17 protein-coding genes are annotated in these 16,181 nt (G+C 56.2%); 7 read left to right on the top strand and 10 right to left on the bottom strand.

Features of this window, described 5'->3' with window-relative positions; genetic code table 11:
* Positions 1–2 precede the first annotated feature (2 nt).
* From ACYZT8_RS09890 to ACYZT8_RS09880, 3 genes are all read right to left on the bottom strand, one after another.
* Positions 3–1,085 (bottom strand): glycosyltransferase, encoded by a 1,083-nt coding sequence (locus ACYZT8_RS09890; RefSeq protein ID WP_461980657.1) that lies wholly within the window; start codon positions 1,083–1,085, stop codon positions 3–5.
* A 105-nt stretch (positions 1,086–1,190) separates the two neighbouring features.
* Positions 1,191–3,419, bottom strand: coding sequence for a polysaccharide biosynthesis tyrosine autokinase (locus ACYZT8_RS09885; protein ID WP_461980655.1), 2,229 nt, complete (start codon positions 3,417–3,419; stop codon positions 1,191–1,193).
* Between the two features lie 41 nt (positions 3,420–3,460).
* Positions 3,461–3,901, bottom strand: a complete 441-nt coding sequence (locus tag ACYZT8_RS09880; protein WP_461980653.1) for a low molecular weight protein-tyrosine-phosphatase — start codon at positions 3,899–3,901, stop codon at positions 3,461–3,463.
* 318 nt (positions 3,902–4,219) lie between these two features.
* Between ACYZT8_RS09880 and ACYZT8_RS09875 the strand changes: the two genes are divergently transcribed.
* On the top strand, positions 4,220–5,176 hold the full coding sequence (locus tag ACYZT8_RS09875; protein WP_461980651.1) for a glycosyl hydrolase family 5: 957 nt from the start codon (positions 4,220–4,222) through the stop codon (positions 5,174–5,176).
* Positions 5,177–5,188: 12 nt separating this feature from the next.
* Here ACYZT8_RS09875 and ACYZT8_RS09870 read toward each other — a convergent pair whose 3' ends face one another.
* Positions 5,189–5,593, bottom strand: a complete 405-nt coding sequence (locus ACYZT8_RS09870) for a hypothetical protein (RefSeq protein WP_461980649.1) — start codon at positions 5,591–5,593, stop codon at positions 5,189–5,191.
* A gap of 318 nt (positions 5,594–5,911) precedes the next feature.
* On the opposite strand from ACYZT8_RS09870, the gene tal reads away from it, so the two are divergent.
* A complete protein-coding gene (gene tal, locus ACYZT8_RS09865; protein ID WP_461980647.1) occupies positions 5,912–6,838 on the top strand; it encodes a transaldolase in 927 nt (308 codons plus the stop codon).
* A gap of 99 nt (positions 6,839–6,937) precedes the next feature.
* Here the strand turns inward: tal and rssC are convergent, their stop codons facing one another.
* Together rssC and rssB are read right to left on the bottom strand one after the other, a co-directional pair.
* On the bottom strand, positions 6,938–7,420 hold the full coding sequence (gene rssC, locus ACYZT8_RS09860; RefSeq protein ID WP_007935262.1) for an anti-sigma factor antagonist RssC: 483 nt from the start codon (positions 7,418–7,420) through the stop codon (positions 6,938–6,940).
* Positions 7,420–8,601 (bottom strand): two-component system response regulator RssB, encoded by a 1,182-nt coding sequence (rssB, locus tag ACYZT8_RS09855; RefSeq protein ID WP_223431966.1) that lies wholly within the window; start codon positions 8,599–8,601, stop codon positions 7,420–7,422. Before rssB ends, rssC begins: the two co-directional genes overlap by 1 nt.
* A 276-nt stretch (positions 8,602–8,877) precedes the next feature.
* On the opposite strand from rssB, the gene ACYZT8_RS09850 reads away from it, so the two are divergent.
* Positions 8,878–9,177, top strand: coding sequence for a PilZ domain-containing protein (locus tag ACYZT8_RS09850; protein ID WP_438661898.1), 300 nt, complete (start codon positions 8,878–8,880; stop codon positions 9,175–9,177).
* 61 nt (positions 9,178–9,238) lie between these two features.
* Here the strand turns inward: ACYZT8_RS09850 and ACYZT8_RS09845 are convergent, their stop codons facing one another.
* Positions 9,239–9,928: an MlaA family lipoprotein gene (locus ACYZT8_RS09845; RefSeq protein WP_461980644.1), complete on the bottom strand. Its 690-nt coding sequence runs from the start codon at positions 9,926–9,928 to the stop codon at positions 9,239–9,241.
* A 199-nt stretch (positions 9,929–10,127) separates the two neighbouring features.
* Between ACYZT8_RS09845 and ACYZT8_RS09840 the strand changes: the two genes are divergently transcribed.
* The gene (locus ACYZT8_RS09840) at positions 10,128–10,748 is read left to right on the top strand and encodes an HAD family phosphatase (protein WP_461980642.1); all 621 of its coding nucleotides are present in this window, start codon (positions 10,128–10,130) and stop codon (positions 10,746–10,748) included.
* Between the two features lie 109 nt (positions 10,749–10,857).
* Positions 10,858–11,121 (top strand): DUF4404 family protein, encoded by a 264-nt coding sequence (locus ACYZT8_RS09835; RefSeq protein ID WP_438661901.1) that lies wholly within the window; start codon positions 10,858–10,860, stop codon positions 11,119–11,121.
* Between the two features lie 173 nt (positions 11,122–11,294).
* Here ACYZT8_RS09835 and queF read toward each other — a convergent pair whose 3' ends face one another.
* Positions 11,295–12,125: an NADPH-dependent 7-cyano-7-deazaguanine reductase QueF gene (gene queF / locus ACYZT8_RS09830; protein ID WP_461958040.1), complete on the bottom strand. Its 831-nt coding sequence runs from the start codon at positions 12,123–12,125 to the stop codon at positions 11,295–11,297.
* Positions 12,126–12,186: 61 nt separating this feature from the next.
* Complete coding sequence (copI, locus tag ACYZT8_RS09825; protein WP_461980640.1) at positions 12,187–12,711, bottom strand: copper-resistant cuproprotein CopI; 525 nt, start codon at positions 12,709–12,711, stop codon at positions 12,187–12,189.
* Positions 12,712–12,866: 155 nt separating this feature from the next.
* Here copI and ACYZT8_RS09820 point away from each other — a divergent pair, with 155 nt between their 5' ends.
* A complete protein-coding gene (locus ACYZT8_RS09820; RefSeq protein ID WP_461958038.1) occupies positions 12,867–13,547 on the top strand; it encodes a heavy metal response regulator transcription factor in 681 nt (226 codons plus the stop codon).
* Positions 13,547–14,893, top strand: a complete 1,347-nt coding sequence (locus tag ACYZT8_RS09815; RefSeq protein WP_461980638.1) for a heavy metal sensor histidine kinase — start codon at positions 13,547–13,549, stop codon at positions 14,891–14,893. Before ACYZT8_RS09820 ends, ACYZT8_RS09815 begins: the two co-directional genes overlap by 1 nt.
* Positions 14,894–14,929: 36 nt before the next feature.
* Here ACYZT8_RS09815 and ACYZT8_RS09810 read toward each other — a convergent pair whose 3' ends face one another.
* Positions 14,930–16,174: a lipoprotein-releasing ABC transporter permease subunit gene (locus ACYZT8_RS09810; RefSeq protein ID WP_461980636.1), complete on the bottom strand. Its 1,245-nt coding sequence runs from the start codon at positions 16,172–16,174 to the stop codon at positions 14,930–14,932.
* Between the last annotated feature and the right edge of the window lie 7 nt (positions 16,175–16,181).

Genomic DNA, 16,181 nt, shown 5'->3' with positions numbered 1-16,181 from the left:
ACTTAATAAGTTTGAGCGGAATACACGTCATAGGTTTGCTGGATCATCAGCGTTGCGCTGAATCGCTCGCGCACCCGCTTGCGGCTTTCGGTGCCGAGTTCCAGCAACTTTTGTTTCTTGATATTCACCAGAATGTTGGCGAGCGCCTGGTGATCACCCGTCGAAAATATGTAGCCCGTGATGTCGTGCGTCACCAGTTCAGGCAACGATGTACAGTCACTGGCAATAACGGGCACGCCCATGGCCATTCCTTCGAGCGGGACCATGGCAAAACCCTCCCAGCGACTCGGGACAATCAGGGCGTCTGCCGTTTTATAGAGGGCATTCACTTCGGCGGGGGTTACCCAAGGCAGGTATTCAACGCCGTCAATGACGGGGCACTCTACCGGCTCCTCATTCACCGCACTGCCGACAACCGTCAGTTTCAAGTCGGTGCGCTCGACTGCAGTGAATGCCTTGAGCAAAACATCAAAGCCTTTCTGGTAATCCAGTCGACCCACAAACAAGAGCTGAATATCCGTACGCTGACTGGACAGGCTTTCATCGTTTCTATAATGAATGCCGTTGTAGATCAGCTTCATGCGGTGGCGGTCGATACCAAAAGAGGCCGCTTTATCCAGTTCATACTGGCTGACACAGATAATGACATCCGTCACTTTTTGCAAAAGACGCTCAATCAGGGAATACACTTTCTGTTTGGCGGGAGAGCTTTCCATCAAGAACGAAAACGCGTGCGGGCAGTAGATTATTTTCGGTGACCGCCAAGGGCGCATGACTACGCAAACACATCGGCCAATGACGCCGGAGAACGTGCTGTGCAAATGCACGACATCCGGTTTTTCCTTGAAGATCACTCGGATCAGTTGCCAGGCAAACCGCAGAAGGGAGACAACATCTCTCTTGTTCCTGGAGAAGGTCCTGATGTCTTTTTCATCAATGCCATGCAGTTCTTTCTTCTGGTCGAACGGGATCAAATAGACCAGTTCATACTGCCGGGCGTCGCCCTCAGGAGGGGTCGATATCGTCCGGATGACCGTTGCAACGCCACCTTTGATCGTTTCCGCCACGTGTAGTATTTTTTTCACAATCCACCCAATTCCATGAACGTAGTCGCAAGCAAAAGAGAGCTGAAAGTGGTTAACAATCGTCGACCCACTCTCAATCCAATTACTTGGCAGATAGAACTCGCATCACGACTTGTCAGAGGCGTACTCATAGTTGTAATAGCCGTAACCGCCACTACCGTAATAGCTGGACGCTCGTTTCTCGACGCCGTTAAAAATCGCGCCTTTCAATTCGATACCGTTTTGAGCAAACCTGCGAATAGTCAATTCGATCTCTTTGGCAGGATTTACACCGAAGCGCGTCACGATCAGATTAATCGCGGCTTCACGCCCGACAATGGCAGCATCTGTCACGGCCAGTAGAGGTGGCGTGTCGATGATCACCACGTCGTAGCGTTCACTCAGTTCTGCCAGGAGTTCTCTGAAGTTGGCATGCATCAACAGCTCTGACGGGTTAGGCGGTACCTGCCCACGACTGATGAAATGCAAGTTATCGACTTCGAGTTTGTTGATGGCCTGCTCAATGCTGCAGCGCTTGGTCAACAGATCGGATAGACCATTGCTGATCGGGGTAGCCAATGTCTTGTGCAGATGACCTTTGCGCATATCGGCATCGATCAGCACGACCCGTTGCCCGCTTTGAGCAATGACCGCAGCCAGGTTAGAGGAGACAAACGTCTTGCCGACCTGGGGGCTCGGACCGGAAATCATGATCCGGTTGTTGGTCGCATCCAGCCCCGCAAAATGCAGACAGGTACGCAGGCTGCGTATCGATTCGATGGACAAATCTGTGGGGTTACGCAGCGCCAGTAGAAACGCCCGGTGGCTGGCACTATCGCCCAGCCGGACTTTTTTAGTGTCCTCTTCCTGTTGCAGGGCGCTGTAAGGAATGGAGGCGTAGACGGGCAGTCCAAGTTGTTCGATGGCTTCTGGCCCCTCGAGTCCTCTGCTCAGCGATTTACGCACTAACACCAGAGCAACACCGACAAACCCACCCAGGAAAGTCGCGATCAGTACGATCAGGGCTTTACGAGGTTTGACCGGGGTCGTGATGTCGACATCCGCCGTATCAATCAACCGCGCATTGCCGACCGCCCCTGCCCTGATGATGTCCAGCTCCTGGGATTTGTTCAGAAGCTGGGTATAGATCTGTGTCGCCACTTCAACATCACGGGTCAGGTTCAACAGTTCCTGCTGTGTAGCCGGAAGCCCCTGGACCTTTTTTTCCAACCCTTGACGCTGTTTGTTCAAGTCCCCCATCTGAGCCATCAAGGCGCGGTAGGCAGGGTGCTCTCGGGTGAACTTTCGATCCATTTCCGCTTGCTGGAGTTTCAAGTCCGAGACGCGCGTATCCAGCACCACGATCTGTTCCAGGACAGACTTGGTTTCGAGCGAGATATTTACTGTATTACCGCGGGTTTGATAGCTGTTAAGCGCGTTACTGGCTTTGACCAGATCGTCTTTGACTTGTGGGAGTTGCGCCTGCAGGAACTCCAGACTCTGAGCCGCCTCGGCAGAGGTGCGTTGCACATTCTGCTGCACATACAGTCTTGAGACCTTGTTGAGAATCTTCACCGCCAGGGCGTAGTCGGTGCTGGCCAGGGCCAGACTTATAATGCCCGACTCTTTACCTTGCTCGGAGACCTCGAGGGCGTCCTGGTAATTCTGAATGGTGACAATGCGAGGATTGCGCACGACTTCAAATTTAGTGCCCGGATTCGCGGCCATGCTCGCGACGAGCACCTCGACACCCTCCTGCGCGATGGCTTCGCCGGTGGCGCCAGCAGCCAACAAACCACCATTGTCATCGTAGAGCTTGAATCGATTCTGCTCTTCGGCAACCAGCATCAACTTCTTGCCCAACAACTCATTTGGCAGATTGAGCTGTTCGATATCAAGGCGCTCGCCGCCCCATGCATAACTGTTCATGCCGAAACGTGGCGGCGAAACACTTTCCGTGGAGGTACTTTTATATCGTCGCGCAAGAAAGCCGCCGATAACGGGAAAGGTGTTGGGCGTTACGACAATATCAAGACGCAGATCATCGACAGTTTTACCAATGACCGCGCGGGACTTGATAATGCCGATCTCGGTAGCCGCCGGTGATTGCCCACCGAGCATGCTGCTGATATCCGAGAAACCCAGCATGTCGTTCTTTTTCGGCTCGACCTGAACCAGAGCGTTCGCCAAGTACACGGGCGGCGATAAAATCGAATACGCGGCACCGGTCACCATGAACGCCCCGGTGATGGCACCGATCAACCATTTATGGTCAATCAATGTGCCTAATAAACCGAGCAGATCAATCTCGTCTCGATCTTTATCCCGGGTGCTGATTACTGACGGTAACTGCATAAGGTCTATTCTTTTACCATTATTACTAATCTGAAAATCCATCAACGTCCGAGGCGCTGCGCCCATGAGCAAACGGCATCTTCAATCAATGCATGGGCATGGACAAAGGCAGCTTTTCCTTGACGATACGGGTCCTTTATTTCGCGCTCACTCTGCCACTTCCCCAGAAGAAACACTTTGCCCCTGGCGTGCGATGCAATTCTTAGTACGCCCTGTACATGCTCTTTTTCCATGACCAGAATGAGGTCTGACTCATTAACAATGGCCGGAGTAATCTGCCGCGCTTTAAACCCTTGGGCTTCGTGGCCCTGTTCTTCAAGAACCAGAAGTGCGTCGGGCTCCATAGACTCACCCACCCGCGCGTTCAATCCCGCGGAGGTCACTGAGATACCTGAAGGTTGCAGCGCTTGGCGAAGCAACAGTTCAGCGGTAGGACTTCGGCAAATATTGCCGACGCAGACCACAAGAATCTTTCTGAACAAGGCTACTCTTCCCGTGTAGTGTCGAATCGGCCAACGTATAACGAAGATATGAGTGAGCCGATTAGATCGTCCCGCATTCAGAGATGGGTCCATCATGAAAATACAAGTGTATTAGATACCACGACACACAAAAAACGCCCAACCAGAAAGCCGGACCATAAATAACACTCGATATCGGGAAGTTATTTATCCGACAAAAATTAACAATGAAGGGGTTGGAGTAGAGGATTAATGATATCGCTGTATTAACTGGCTAATGCTATTTTGACCCAGACCCATGCCAGGGACGACACACTGACTCAACAGGAAATCCCGATAATGCGTTTTCGACTGATTGCCACTTCAACGCTATTTATACTTGGCGCCTTCAGCCCCGCATACGCCAGCCAGACTTTTTCAGCACTGGCGCCAGACAACAAGACAATAGGCGTTCAGGTGAAGATTCAAAATTTCTCGACCGCCGACGCCCAACAGATCAAAGCCTCAGGATTCGGATTCGTACGCTTTGGCGTCTGGACGAACAGCCTGGGCAACCCGGCGTATCAACACCAGATCAATGAAGCCTTCGCTGCTGCCAAATCCGCCGACCTGCCGGTATTGATGACTGTTCGCTCAACCAAGGCGTTAACCCACAAAACGCAAAGCAGTGGCAGTGATCTCGCCGCGGCGGGAGATTCCTTCGCGAACTCGGTCATCGGACTGGAAAACGCGTTCAGCTCGCAGCTTGTCGCCATTGAAATCTGGAATGAGCCGGACTTGCCTAAATACTGGCCCACCCAGGATTTTGAAGTAACGTTTATGCCTTTCATGAGCGCAGTGTGCGACGCGCTACAACAGCGTGATCATTCAACCCCACTGATCGGGTTTGGGTTCGCAAAGGCGCCAACCAAAGACTCCAGGGCGACCGTTGCACTGACCAAGATCATCAAGGATTACCCTCAATGCCTCAGCGCGGTCTCCTACCACCCCTATGGCATGTCGGGCACCCAGATCAGCAGTGTTCAGGCGTTTATTCTCGATAACTTCCGTGTACCGGGGGTCATTACCGAATGGGGAGTGCCATCGCTCAGTTCGATCGGAGGCACCGCCGGACAAGCGTCACGCATTACAAGATTCATCTCGGATGTGAAAAAACTGAATATACCGCTGACGTCACTTTATGAATGGAAAAACAGCGATTCAGGCAGCAACGATCGTGAGCGAAGTTTCGGATTAATGTCATCTGATGGAAAATCAAAACCTGCGCAAGCGGCCGTCAAAACGTTACTGAAGTAGCGACCGCCCCCCTTAACAGGGGCTTTTGTTCATCCAATCCGCATAACTCGCGGCGTCCATTGCCAGCGACTCCTCCACCAGCACCTCGAACAATACGGTTTGCGCTTCAAAGCGCAGGTCATGTCTTGATTTCTGGGAGTCGTTCATTTGTTCCATCAACAGGCGAGTGACTTGACTGGGCATGCTGCATTTCACGCGTTTTAGCCAGCCGGGGATTTTCTTCGCGGCTTTCACCCTGCCCATCTCCACCAGACCCTTCATATTGTCCGGGTGGCTCTTCTTTGAAGCGGCCATCAGTTCTTCAAACACTTCGGTCAATTTCTTCAAGACATAACCGAGAATAAAGTCATCGAAGGCCTCCACAATTGCAGACACCCGCTCCCCTTGTGAAGTCATTTCCCCATCCAATACCTGCATTTATCGGCGCCACATTACACGCCATCCGAGTTGCTCTTTTTGACATCTTATAACGGCTGAGCTTGACCATTTTTAACAGCTACAGGCACCCGAATGCAGGCACGGCAGCGCAGGCGCCGAAGTTGCCAATGAGCGTCAACGGTCAGTTGCTTTGAACCTGCGCCACGTTTTGGCATCGTATTTACCAATACCCGCGCCCCGCCTTTCAAACATCCGTTCTCCGGTTGTTGCCAACGGGGCCATCGATACGTACATGCGCCCTTGAGTGGCTGTCAGCGCTCGGGTAATGTCATTAGACCCATAGGACAGAGCACGCCCATGACTTCCAAGCTGGAACAACTCAAACAAATGACCACCGTCGTTGCCGACACCGGCGACTTCGAAGCTATCGCTCGCGTAAAACCCGTCGACGCTACCACCAACCCTTCCCTGCTGCTGAAAGCGGCGGCCATTCCCGGTTATGCCGAGTTGCTGAACGCCTGCGTTCACGACTGCAAAGGCGATGTGGGCCTGGCCAGCGACCGATTTGGCGTGGCGGTAGGCCAAGAGATTCTGAAGGTTGTACCGGGCCGTATTTCCACTGAAGTGGATGCGCGCCTTTCGTTCGACACCGACGCCGTATTGAAGCGTGCGCACCGTCTGATCGAGCTGTACGACAAAGCCGGCATTGGCCGTGACCGCGTGCTGATCAAGATCGCCTCCACTTGGGAAGGCATTCGCGCCGCCGAAAAGCTTGAAAAGGAAGGCATCCAGACCAACCTGACGCTGCTGTTCTCGTTTGCTCAGGCCGCGGCCTGTGCTGACGCCGGTGTGTTCCTGATTTCGCCGTTCGTAGGCCGCATCTACGACTGGTACAAGAAAGCCAACGGCAACGACTACACCGGCGCGGATGATCCGGGCGTGCAGTCGGTGACGCGCATCTACAACTACTACAAGGCCAATGACTACAAGACCGTGGTCATGGGCGCGAGCTTCCGTAACCTGAATCAGATCGAGCAGTTGGCAGGGTGTGATCGCCTGACCATCAGCCCCGACCTGCTGGAGAAGCTGGCGGCGGACACTGGCAAGCTGGAGCGCAAATTGGCCCCGGGTCATACGGGTGAGGCGCGCTTGAGCCTGAATGAAGCGCAGTTCCGTTGGTTGTCCAACGAGGATGCAATGGCGACCGAGAAACTGGCTGAGGGGATTCGTCAGTTCGCTCGCGACCAGGAAAAACTTGAAGCACTGCTGCAAGCCAAGCTGTGATCTAGTTCAGCGCAATGCAAAAAGGGCGAACCCTTACAGGTTCGCCCTTTTTTATACTTTGAATTGGGTGTTTGCTCTGGCCCCATCCATTTCAGGGAATCAGTGACGCTCTAAAGCATTCACCAAATCATGGAAAGCTTCACGATTCGAGTCGTTCAGGCCCATGAGGATTTTATGTGCTTCGAGCACTTTGATCCGCACCACTTCTTCGGATTGATCCTGGTCTGGCAGGTCAGTCAGGCATTCAGGGCAAGGAATCGGTCGGTCAACGATGTTGAACACTTGCTCGAAACCCATGGACTGCAGAAGACGGGTGATGTCTTCGTGGGTGGTGACGACGGTCGGCAGCAGGCCGACCTTTTGCCGCGACAGGATCGACAGTTTGGCCAGCAGGCCAAGGGTGGTGCTGTCGATGCTGCGGGTTTCGGTCAGGTCGATCACGATCGCGTTGAAGTTCAACGCGGTGAAGATCCGCTCAATAGTCGCATCCAACGCCGAACACAGGGTCAGGCGAACTTCACCGACGAACTTCAGGACGAAGGTGCCATCCTGCTCGGCGAACTGGATTCTACCGGTACTCATTAAAGATTCCTGCTCAACACCAACAGGGCGATATCATCCGGCATCTCCCCTAGCGTGGCCAATCCAAAAACCTGCCGCAGACCATCCAGGCTGCCGCCCGCTGCCTTGACCCGTTGGGGCAAAGCCGCTTCTTTTTCTTTGAGTGTCGGTTCTGGCAAAAGGTCCAGAATGCCGTCGGACATCAGCGTCAGGCTGAACGTCGGCGGCAGTTCCAGCACGTGGTCTTCGTAGGTGGCTTCGTTGAAGAGGCCTACCGGCAGACCGCGCCCTTCCAGATAACGAACACTGTCTGGCGTGTACAACACAGGCAACGGCAAATGACCACCGATGCTATAGGTCAACAAACCTGTCTCCTCGTCGATGACTCCACCGACCATTGTGACGTGTTTACCCAGCTTACAACTGATCAGGCCCCGGTTGATATGGCCAAGGACCTCTGAAGGCTTGAATTCCGGCAATGTGCCGCTGCGCTTGGATTCGAACAGCAAGCGCGTGGTCATGAACTTCAGCAGTACAGTAACGAAGGCTGAAGAGGCGCCATGACCGGATACATCCGCCAGGTAGAAGGCTACCCGACGCTCGTCGACCCGAAAGTAGTCAACGAAATCACCCGACAGGTAAAGCGACGGGATGATCTGGTGAGCAAACTGGAACTCATCGATGCTCCAGGGGCTGACCGGCAGCATGTTCATCTGCACCTGGCGACCGGCATTCTGGTCTTCCTGGAGCAGGTTCAGGCTGGCGGCGAGCTCGCGGTTAGCCTTTTCCAGTTTCTCGCGGTAGCGCTGGTTTTCCAGCAGCAGGCGCGCGCGATCCAGGGCCCGGCGCACAGAGTGCTCGAGCACAGCCAGATCTTCGAGAGGCTTGATCAGGTAGTCCGCCGCGCCCAGGCGCAAGGCCTCTACCGCGTCGTTCATCACACCGGCACCCGAAACCACGATCACCGGAGTTTGCGGCGACAGCTCGGTGACCTGGCGAATGAGTTCGAGTCCGCCCATCTGCGGCATGCGCAGATCGCAGATGACCAAGTCGGGCTTGTCTTGCTCGAATACCTGAAGTCCCTGCTGGCCATTGCTGGCCTGCAGGACACTGAAACCACTGTCTTCCAAGTAGGCCGCGAGGCTCGCGCGTACTACTTCGTCATCATCGATTATCAGCAGCGTGGCACTGGTTTTTGGCATGTGGGCAAACGGCGCCAGAATTAGGTTGGCGTAGCAGGCAGGGTGTTAAACCCGGCTCACACTACTGGATTCGCTTTCTAGCCTCTCTACTGCACCGTTTTCGAGCGTTTGCCCTACACACAGGTACACCAGAGGTGCCCTTCTAAGGCGCAGACGGTACTCCCATCCGCGGGGCGTTTCAAGCTCACGCCGATGGTCGCTTGACGTCTTTACTTGTCAAATCACCGGGAGTTATAAGAACAGGCAAATCCGTAACCCAATGGAAGGATGAAGCCCATGAGCCAAACCGATCGGGACTACAGCGAAAAGCGCGATTTCATCCGCATGCGGGTCGATGCCGATGTGTCGCTGATTCACGAAGGCGATGAGGTGCCAGCCGTCTGCATCGACCTTTCCAGCAGTGGCATGCAGGTCGAGGCACCCCGCCTGTTCAAGGTCGGTGACCGGATCAGCGTGCGCATCGATTCCGATCACGCAGCGCTCAAAGGGCTTGAGGCCGACACCGAAGTGGTATGGGTGAAAGAACAGGACGGGGGCAGTCAGAAACTCGGGCTTACAATCTTGAAGATGAAATAAGCCGGGATCCAAACGAAAGAAGGCGGCCGATTGGCCGCCTTCTTCATTTTACCGCTCGAAATCAAAAATCGTCTTCGACCTGGCCGTCTTTGACTTTGAACTCGCGGTTCTGCAAGTACGCATTGCGGATGAACGTGTACTTGTCGCCGCTGATCAGCTTCTCGCTCGACAGCAAGCTGGCGCGGGTGTCGACGATATTCAGGCCGAACACCGAGTTACGCACTGGCACGTCGTTGATGTAGCGGTACGGGCCGGTGTAGCCGTCGACATACTTGGAAGGCGCATCACGCAAGGTGCTTGGACCCAACAGCGGCAGCATCACGTATGGGCCGCTGCCCACGCCCCAGTAACCGAGCGTCTGGCCGAAGTCTTCGTCGCTACGATTCAGACCCATTTTGGTGCCGACGTCGAAGAAGCCCAGCAGGCCGAAGGTGGTGTTGAAGATCAGACGCGCAGTGTCTACGCCCGCGGCAGCCGGTTTGACCTGCAAAACATTGTTGGCGAGGTTGGTGACATCACCGACGTTGCGGAACATGTTGTGAATGCCGTCTTCCAGGAACTGCGGCGTCACGAACTCATAGCCCTGAGCGATTGGCTTCAGCGCGTAAGTGTCGACGAAGTCGTTGAACTGGAAGATAGGACGGTTGACGCTTTCCCAAGGGTCGTCTTCCGTGGCAGCCTGGGCTGCGAACGGAACCAGCAACACGCTGGCGCACACACAAAGCTGAGCTAGACGATTGCTCCAGCGCATAGATAACTCCTTGGATTGTACTGGCGAGGGCGCTTGGCCCAGGCGTTAAGCTGGGTAGTATAAGACGGAAAAGCCGATTTAGGGCAGCCTCGCACGCTATGGCCTACGGATGATTCGTCCTGATTGAGAGCGCTTCACATCAGTGTCACTCAACTGTCACCGGCGGCGCATAGCCTTGTCGCTATTTCAGGGACGTTATATGCCGCACGCCGAAGCCTCGCCCCTCGCTGCACCCAGCCTGACCGCCGTACTGTTCGGGCTCAGTGGTTGCCTGGTGGATTTCGGCGCCCGGATGCGCCAGCACACCACTCACACACCCGAGCACGCCGAGGTCACGCTTGGCGCGCTGGACAGTCTGAACAGCTTGCAGCGCCAGCAGATTCCTTGCGCCTGGCTCGACGAGTTGCCTCCGGCCGTCAGCCACTCCCTGGCCGGCGCCCTGCCTGCGTGGATCAAACCTTCGCAACACCCCGCAACAATCAATCCGTGGCCAGCGCCGAACGCTTGCTGGCAAGCCTTGATGGCGTTGAATGTCGAACAACTCGATGGTTGCGTGCTGGTCAGCGGCGAACCGCGATTGCTTCAATCAGGACTGAATGCCGGGCTGTGGACGATCGGCCTGGCGTCCTGCGGCTCGCTCTGCGGGTTGTCACCCAGCGAATGGCAGGCCTTGAGTCAAAGGGAGCGCGAACACCTGCGCGGTAAAGCGACGGTGCAGTTGTTCAGTCTTGGGGTGCATTCGGTGATTGATCATCTGGGCGAACTGGATACCTGCCTGGCCGACATCAGCCTGCGTCGACTCAAGGGCGAAAAGCCCTGATCGAGATCATGCAGGCAACGCTGGAGTGGATTAATCTAAAGGCAAGCCATAGACCTTTGGCACGCTGCTGCGGTCTATGCCAGTGCCTATCGATAAAAGGAAGAACGCCATGCCTGCCCGCGAACTGCAACAACAACTCAATACTCTGCGCGAGCAATTGGAACAGAATCCGCCGCTGACGGAAGCCGAGCGCGAAGACCTGCACGCGCTGATGCAACAGATCGAACTTGAGCTTGAACTTGAAACCAAAACCCAGGACTCCAGCCTCTCCGACAACGTGAACCTGGCCGTCGAGCGCTTTGAAATTGAACACCCTACCCTCGCCGGCACCTTGCGCAACATCGTGCAAGCCCTGGGTAATATGGGGATCTGAACTCGCCAGATGCAAAAAAGCCCTGCTATCGCTAGCGGGGCTTTTTCATATCTACGCCTTGAAAAGCGATCCCCTTGTGGGAGCGGGCTTGCTCGCGAAGGCGGTGTATCAGACACCATAAATGCTGACTGATACACCGCCTTCGCGAGCAAGCCCGCTCCCACATTAGATCTTTATTGACGGACCAGGCGGTGGTTCGGCAGTTGAACGGTTTCAGTACTGCGATACGGGTTGATGTCCAACCCACCGCGCCGCACATACCGTGCATAGACCGTCAACTTCTCCGGCTTCAGCAACCGCTGCAAGTCGAGGAAAATCCGCTCCACGCACTGTTCATGGAAGTCCGAGTGCTGACGGAAGCTCACGATGTACTCCAGCAAACTCGCGTGATCCAGCGCCGCGCCACGGTATTCCACCGCCACACTGCCCCAGTCCGGCTGGCTGGTGACCGGGCAGTTGGATTTGAGCAAATGGCTGTGCACGCTCTCTTCCACAATGCGCGAATCATCGCAGCGCAGCAGTTCCGGACGCGGATGCTCGTAGTTGCTGACGCTGATCTCCAGGTCATCGATGCACACACCCGGCAACGCCACGACGCCTTCGGCTTCAACATCCTTGAGGCTGCGAATCCGCACGCCAACCGGCTTGCCGGCGGCGGCCGAGAGGTCTTTCACCAGCGTCGATTCAAGGGTCGCGGTGTCGGCAAACGGCGTCTGATTCAACGAATTCAGATACAACTTGAACGACTTCGACTCAATGATGTTCGGCGAATCCGCCGGGATGCTGAACTCGCCAATCGCCACCACCGGCTTGCCCGACGGCAACAACCACGACAGCTCGAAGCAGTTCCAGAAATCCACACCCTTATAAGGCAGGGTTTGCGCCGTCAGGCCCAACTCGGCCCATTTCGCGGTGCGCGGGATCGGGAACAGCAAGGACGGCGTATAGGTGGCGATGTATTCGCTGGATTTGCCCAGCGGCGAGTGTTCGGCTGCGGGATGCATGGCGGAAACCTGACTGAAGAATCAGCGGATTCTACCAGCCTTTGCGTCCGCCTTAGAGTGCTTACTGACTGACAGTCAGTTTGCCGACCATGCCCGCCTGGTAATGGCCGGGAATATTGCAGGCAAATTCCAGGTTGGTGGCCTTGGTAAAGGTCCAGGTCAGCTCTGCCGTTTTTCCCGGTTCGACGAGGACGCTATTCGGGTCGTCGTGCTTCATCATTCCGTGATCCATGCCAGCCATCGAACCGTGGTCCATTTCCTTCATGCCTGTAGGCGTGAGCATGCCGCTCTGCTGCATCTTCAACATTTCCTGCTGATGTTTGGCATGCATCGCCGCATCACCCAGGTTGAATTCGTGCAACAACTGGCCTTTATTCACCAGCACCAAACGAACCGTCTCACCGGCTTTGATATCGATCGCCTTGGGCGTGAACGACATGTCACCCATCACTACCTCGACACTGCGAGTCGCCTTGGTCGCGGGGGCCGGTTGACCGAAATCGTAGGTATGCGCCGGCGAAGCCCACACCGGCGAGCTCAGAGCCATCAAACACGCGGCCAGCACCAGAGGTTTGCGCAAAAACATAGTCGTACTCCAACAAGATAAGGTTCAGCCTGTGGAAAACTCTAAACTGTCGCCACTGCCCGCAACCTGACAGCCAGATTACAACTTTGTCAGGTTGAGCTGTATCAACGCTGCCCACGGTATAAAGCGTTCGTTCCATTTGCCTCGAGTTGCCCATGAAGCTGCTGATCGTCGAAGACCAACCTAAAACCGGCCACTACTTGCGCCAGGGCCTGACCGAGGCCGGTTTCATCACCGAACTGGTGGCCGACGGCAGCACCGGCCAACAACTGGCATTGAGTGGTGACTACGCATTGTTGATCCTTGACGTGATGCTGCCCGGTCGTGATGGTTGGCAAATTTTGCAAGCGGTACGCAGTGCCGGTCTGGATACGCCGGTACTTTTTCTGACGGCGCGAGATGCGGTGGAGGACAGAGTCCACGGCCTAGAACTCGGCGCCGACGATTACCTGGTCAAACCGTTCGCCTTCTCCGAGTTGCTGGCTCGGGTCCGCAGCCTGTTGCGACGCGGTAGCGCCTCGCCTCAGGAAACCAGCCTTGCACTTGCCGACTTGCGCCTGGACTTGATCCGCCGCCGGGTGGAACGCAGTGGTCAGCGCATCGACCTGACCGCCAAGGAGTTCGCCCTGCTGGAAATGCTTCTGCGGCGCCAGGGCGAAGTGCTGCCCAAATCACTGATCGCCTCCCAGGTCTGGGACATGAATTTCGACAGCGACACCAATGTCATCGAGGTCGCGATCCGCCGTTTGCGCCTGAAAATCGACGATGAATTCCCCAACAAGCTGATTCATACCGTGCGCGGCATGGGTTATGTCCTTGAAGAGCGCCCTGCCTGATGCGTCGACTTTCGTTAAGCAGTCGCCTGGCACTGCTGTTTGCGGCCTGTACTGCCGTGGTTTCGTTGTTTGCCGGGGTGTTGTTCAGTCGCGCCAGTGAGGCGCACTTCATCGAGCTTGATCAGCAGTTGCTGGACGGCAAGTTGATCGGTTTGCGCCGCGCGCTGCATGACGTCCGGTCGAGTGAAAGCGAAGTCAGACTGGCGGATGAACTGAGCCGACAGGCCGATCTGTCGCTGCGAATCACCGGCAGCGATGGCCAGCGCTGGTATGACAGCTCGACGCGCCTGCCGGAAAAGCTCCCGCAAAAACCGGGCTTATCCACATTGAACGATGACGGCACCGATTATCGCGTGCTGAATGCGCCGTTGTTTGTCGACCGGCCTGACTCACCGCAACTGACCTTGCTGCTGGACATCACCCATCACCAGCACTTTCTGCAACGCATGCAGCACCTGATCTGGCTGACCGTCGGTTTATCAGCCCTGGCCACCGCGTTGCTCGGTGCATGGGCGGCGCGTAGTGGTTTGCGCCCGTTACGGCGCATGAGTGCGATCGCCAGCGGGGTTTCGGCGCAATCGCTCAATGCCCGACTCCCCGAAGAGAATATGCCGTCGGAGCTCACCGAATTGGCCCACAGCTTCAACGCCATGCTCGGACGCCTGGACGACTCTTTTCAGCGCCTCTCGGCCTTCTCTGCCGACATCGCCCATGAACTGCGCACGCCCCTGTCGAATCTGCTGACCCACACCCAGGTCACCCTCACCCGCCCTCGGCCTATCGAGGATTACCGCGAAGCGCTGCACAGCAACCTCGAAGAACTGCAATGGATGGCGCAACTGGTCAACGACATGTTGTACCTGGCCAAGGCGGACCATGGGTTGTTGACGCCCAAGCGGGAATCGTTGGAGCTGGCGGAAGAAGCGGATGTGTTGCTGGAGTTTTTTGCGCCATTGGCTGAAGACGCCCGGGTGACGTTGAGCCGTGAGGGCAGCGCGCAGATGCAGGGTGACCGCAGCATGTTGCGGCGGGCGCTGTCCAATTTGCTGGATAACGCGCTGCGGTTTACGCCTGCTGATGGAGAGGTGCGGGTGCGGATTGTTGATCAGGTCAAAGGCTTGAGTTTGACGGTTGAGAACAGTGGGGACGGGATTGACGGGGCGTCGCTGCCGCGATTGTTTGACCGGTTTTATCGGGCCGATCCGGCGCGCCAGGAAGGTAGCAGTGAGCATGCGGGGTTGGGGCTGGCGATCACCCAGTCGATCATTCGTGCCCATGGTGGGCAGATTCGGTGTGAATCGGAGAATGGGTGGACGCGGTTTGTGATCGAATTGCCGCAAACCTGATCGTTCCCACGCTCTGCGTGGGAACGATCAGGTGACTTACGAATACCGCAACGCGTGAGCCGGCTCGATCTTCGCCGCACGCCAGGCTGGGTATACCGTCGCCAGGAAGCTCAAGATGAACCCGGCGGAGCAGATCAACAACACATCCCCACCCTGCAATTCCGAAGGCAGGTTACTGACGAAATACACGTCAGAACTGAAGATGTGCTGGCCACTGACCCGCTCCATCCACCCCACCAGCTCACTGACGTTCAACGCCGCAATCACGCCGAGCACGCCACCGATCAAGGTGCCGACAATTCCGATCACCGTGCCCTGCACCATGAAGATCGCCATGATCTGCCGCGGTGTAGCGCCGATGGTGCGCAGGATCGCGATGTCCGCGCCCTTGTCGTTCACCACCATGATCAACGTGGCGATGATGTTGAACGCCGCCACGGCGACGATCATCAGCAACAACAGGCCGATCATGGTTTTTTCCATCTTCATCGCGCTGAACAGACTGCCCTGGGTGTGGGTCCAGTCGTCAGCCTTGTAAGCAGTGCCCAGCCCGCCAGCGATATCGCTGGAGACCTTCGGCGCCGCGTACAAATCTTTCACCGCCAGACGCACGCTCTGCACCTGGTTCGGCTCCCAATGCTGCATTTGCGCGGCATCGGCGACGTGGATCAGCGCCATCGAGCCATCCAGCTCGGCACCGACCTTGAACACGCCGACCACGTTCAGGCGCTGCATGCGCGGGGTAATACCGCCCGGTGCGGTGCTGACTTCCGGCACGATCAGGGTGATCTTGTCGCCGACATTCAGGCGGAAACGCCGCGCGGTGATCTCGCCGATCACCACACCGAACTCGCCCGGTTTCAACGCATCGAGACGGCCCTGAACGATGTGCTGGGCAACGATCGACACTTTGCCTTCCTGCGCCGGGTCGATGCCGCTGACCTGGATCGGCTGCATCGTACCTTTATAGGAGAGCATGCCTTCCATCTCGGTGAACGGCACGGCGGCGGTGACTTCCGGGTTTTTCATTGCTGCGGCGGCCACGGGCTGCCAGTCGTCGATCGGGTTCACGCCGACGATGGTCGCGTGCGGCACCATGCCGAGAATGCGCGAGCTCATTTCACGCTGGAAGCCGTTCATCACCGACAGCACCACGATCATTGCCAGCACGCCGAGGGCGAGGCCGATCATCGAGGTCATCGAGATGAAGGAAACAAAGCGATTGCGGCGCTTGGCGCGGGTATAGCGCATGCCGATAAAGATCGATAACGGTCTGAACATTCGCTGG

This window comes from Pseudomonas sp. LB3P93, from assembly GCF_054898025.1.
The sequence above is the reverse complement of the archived record's forward strand: the minus strand, read 5'-3'. Positions and strand labels throughout refer to the sequence as shown.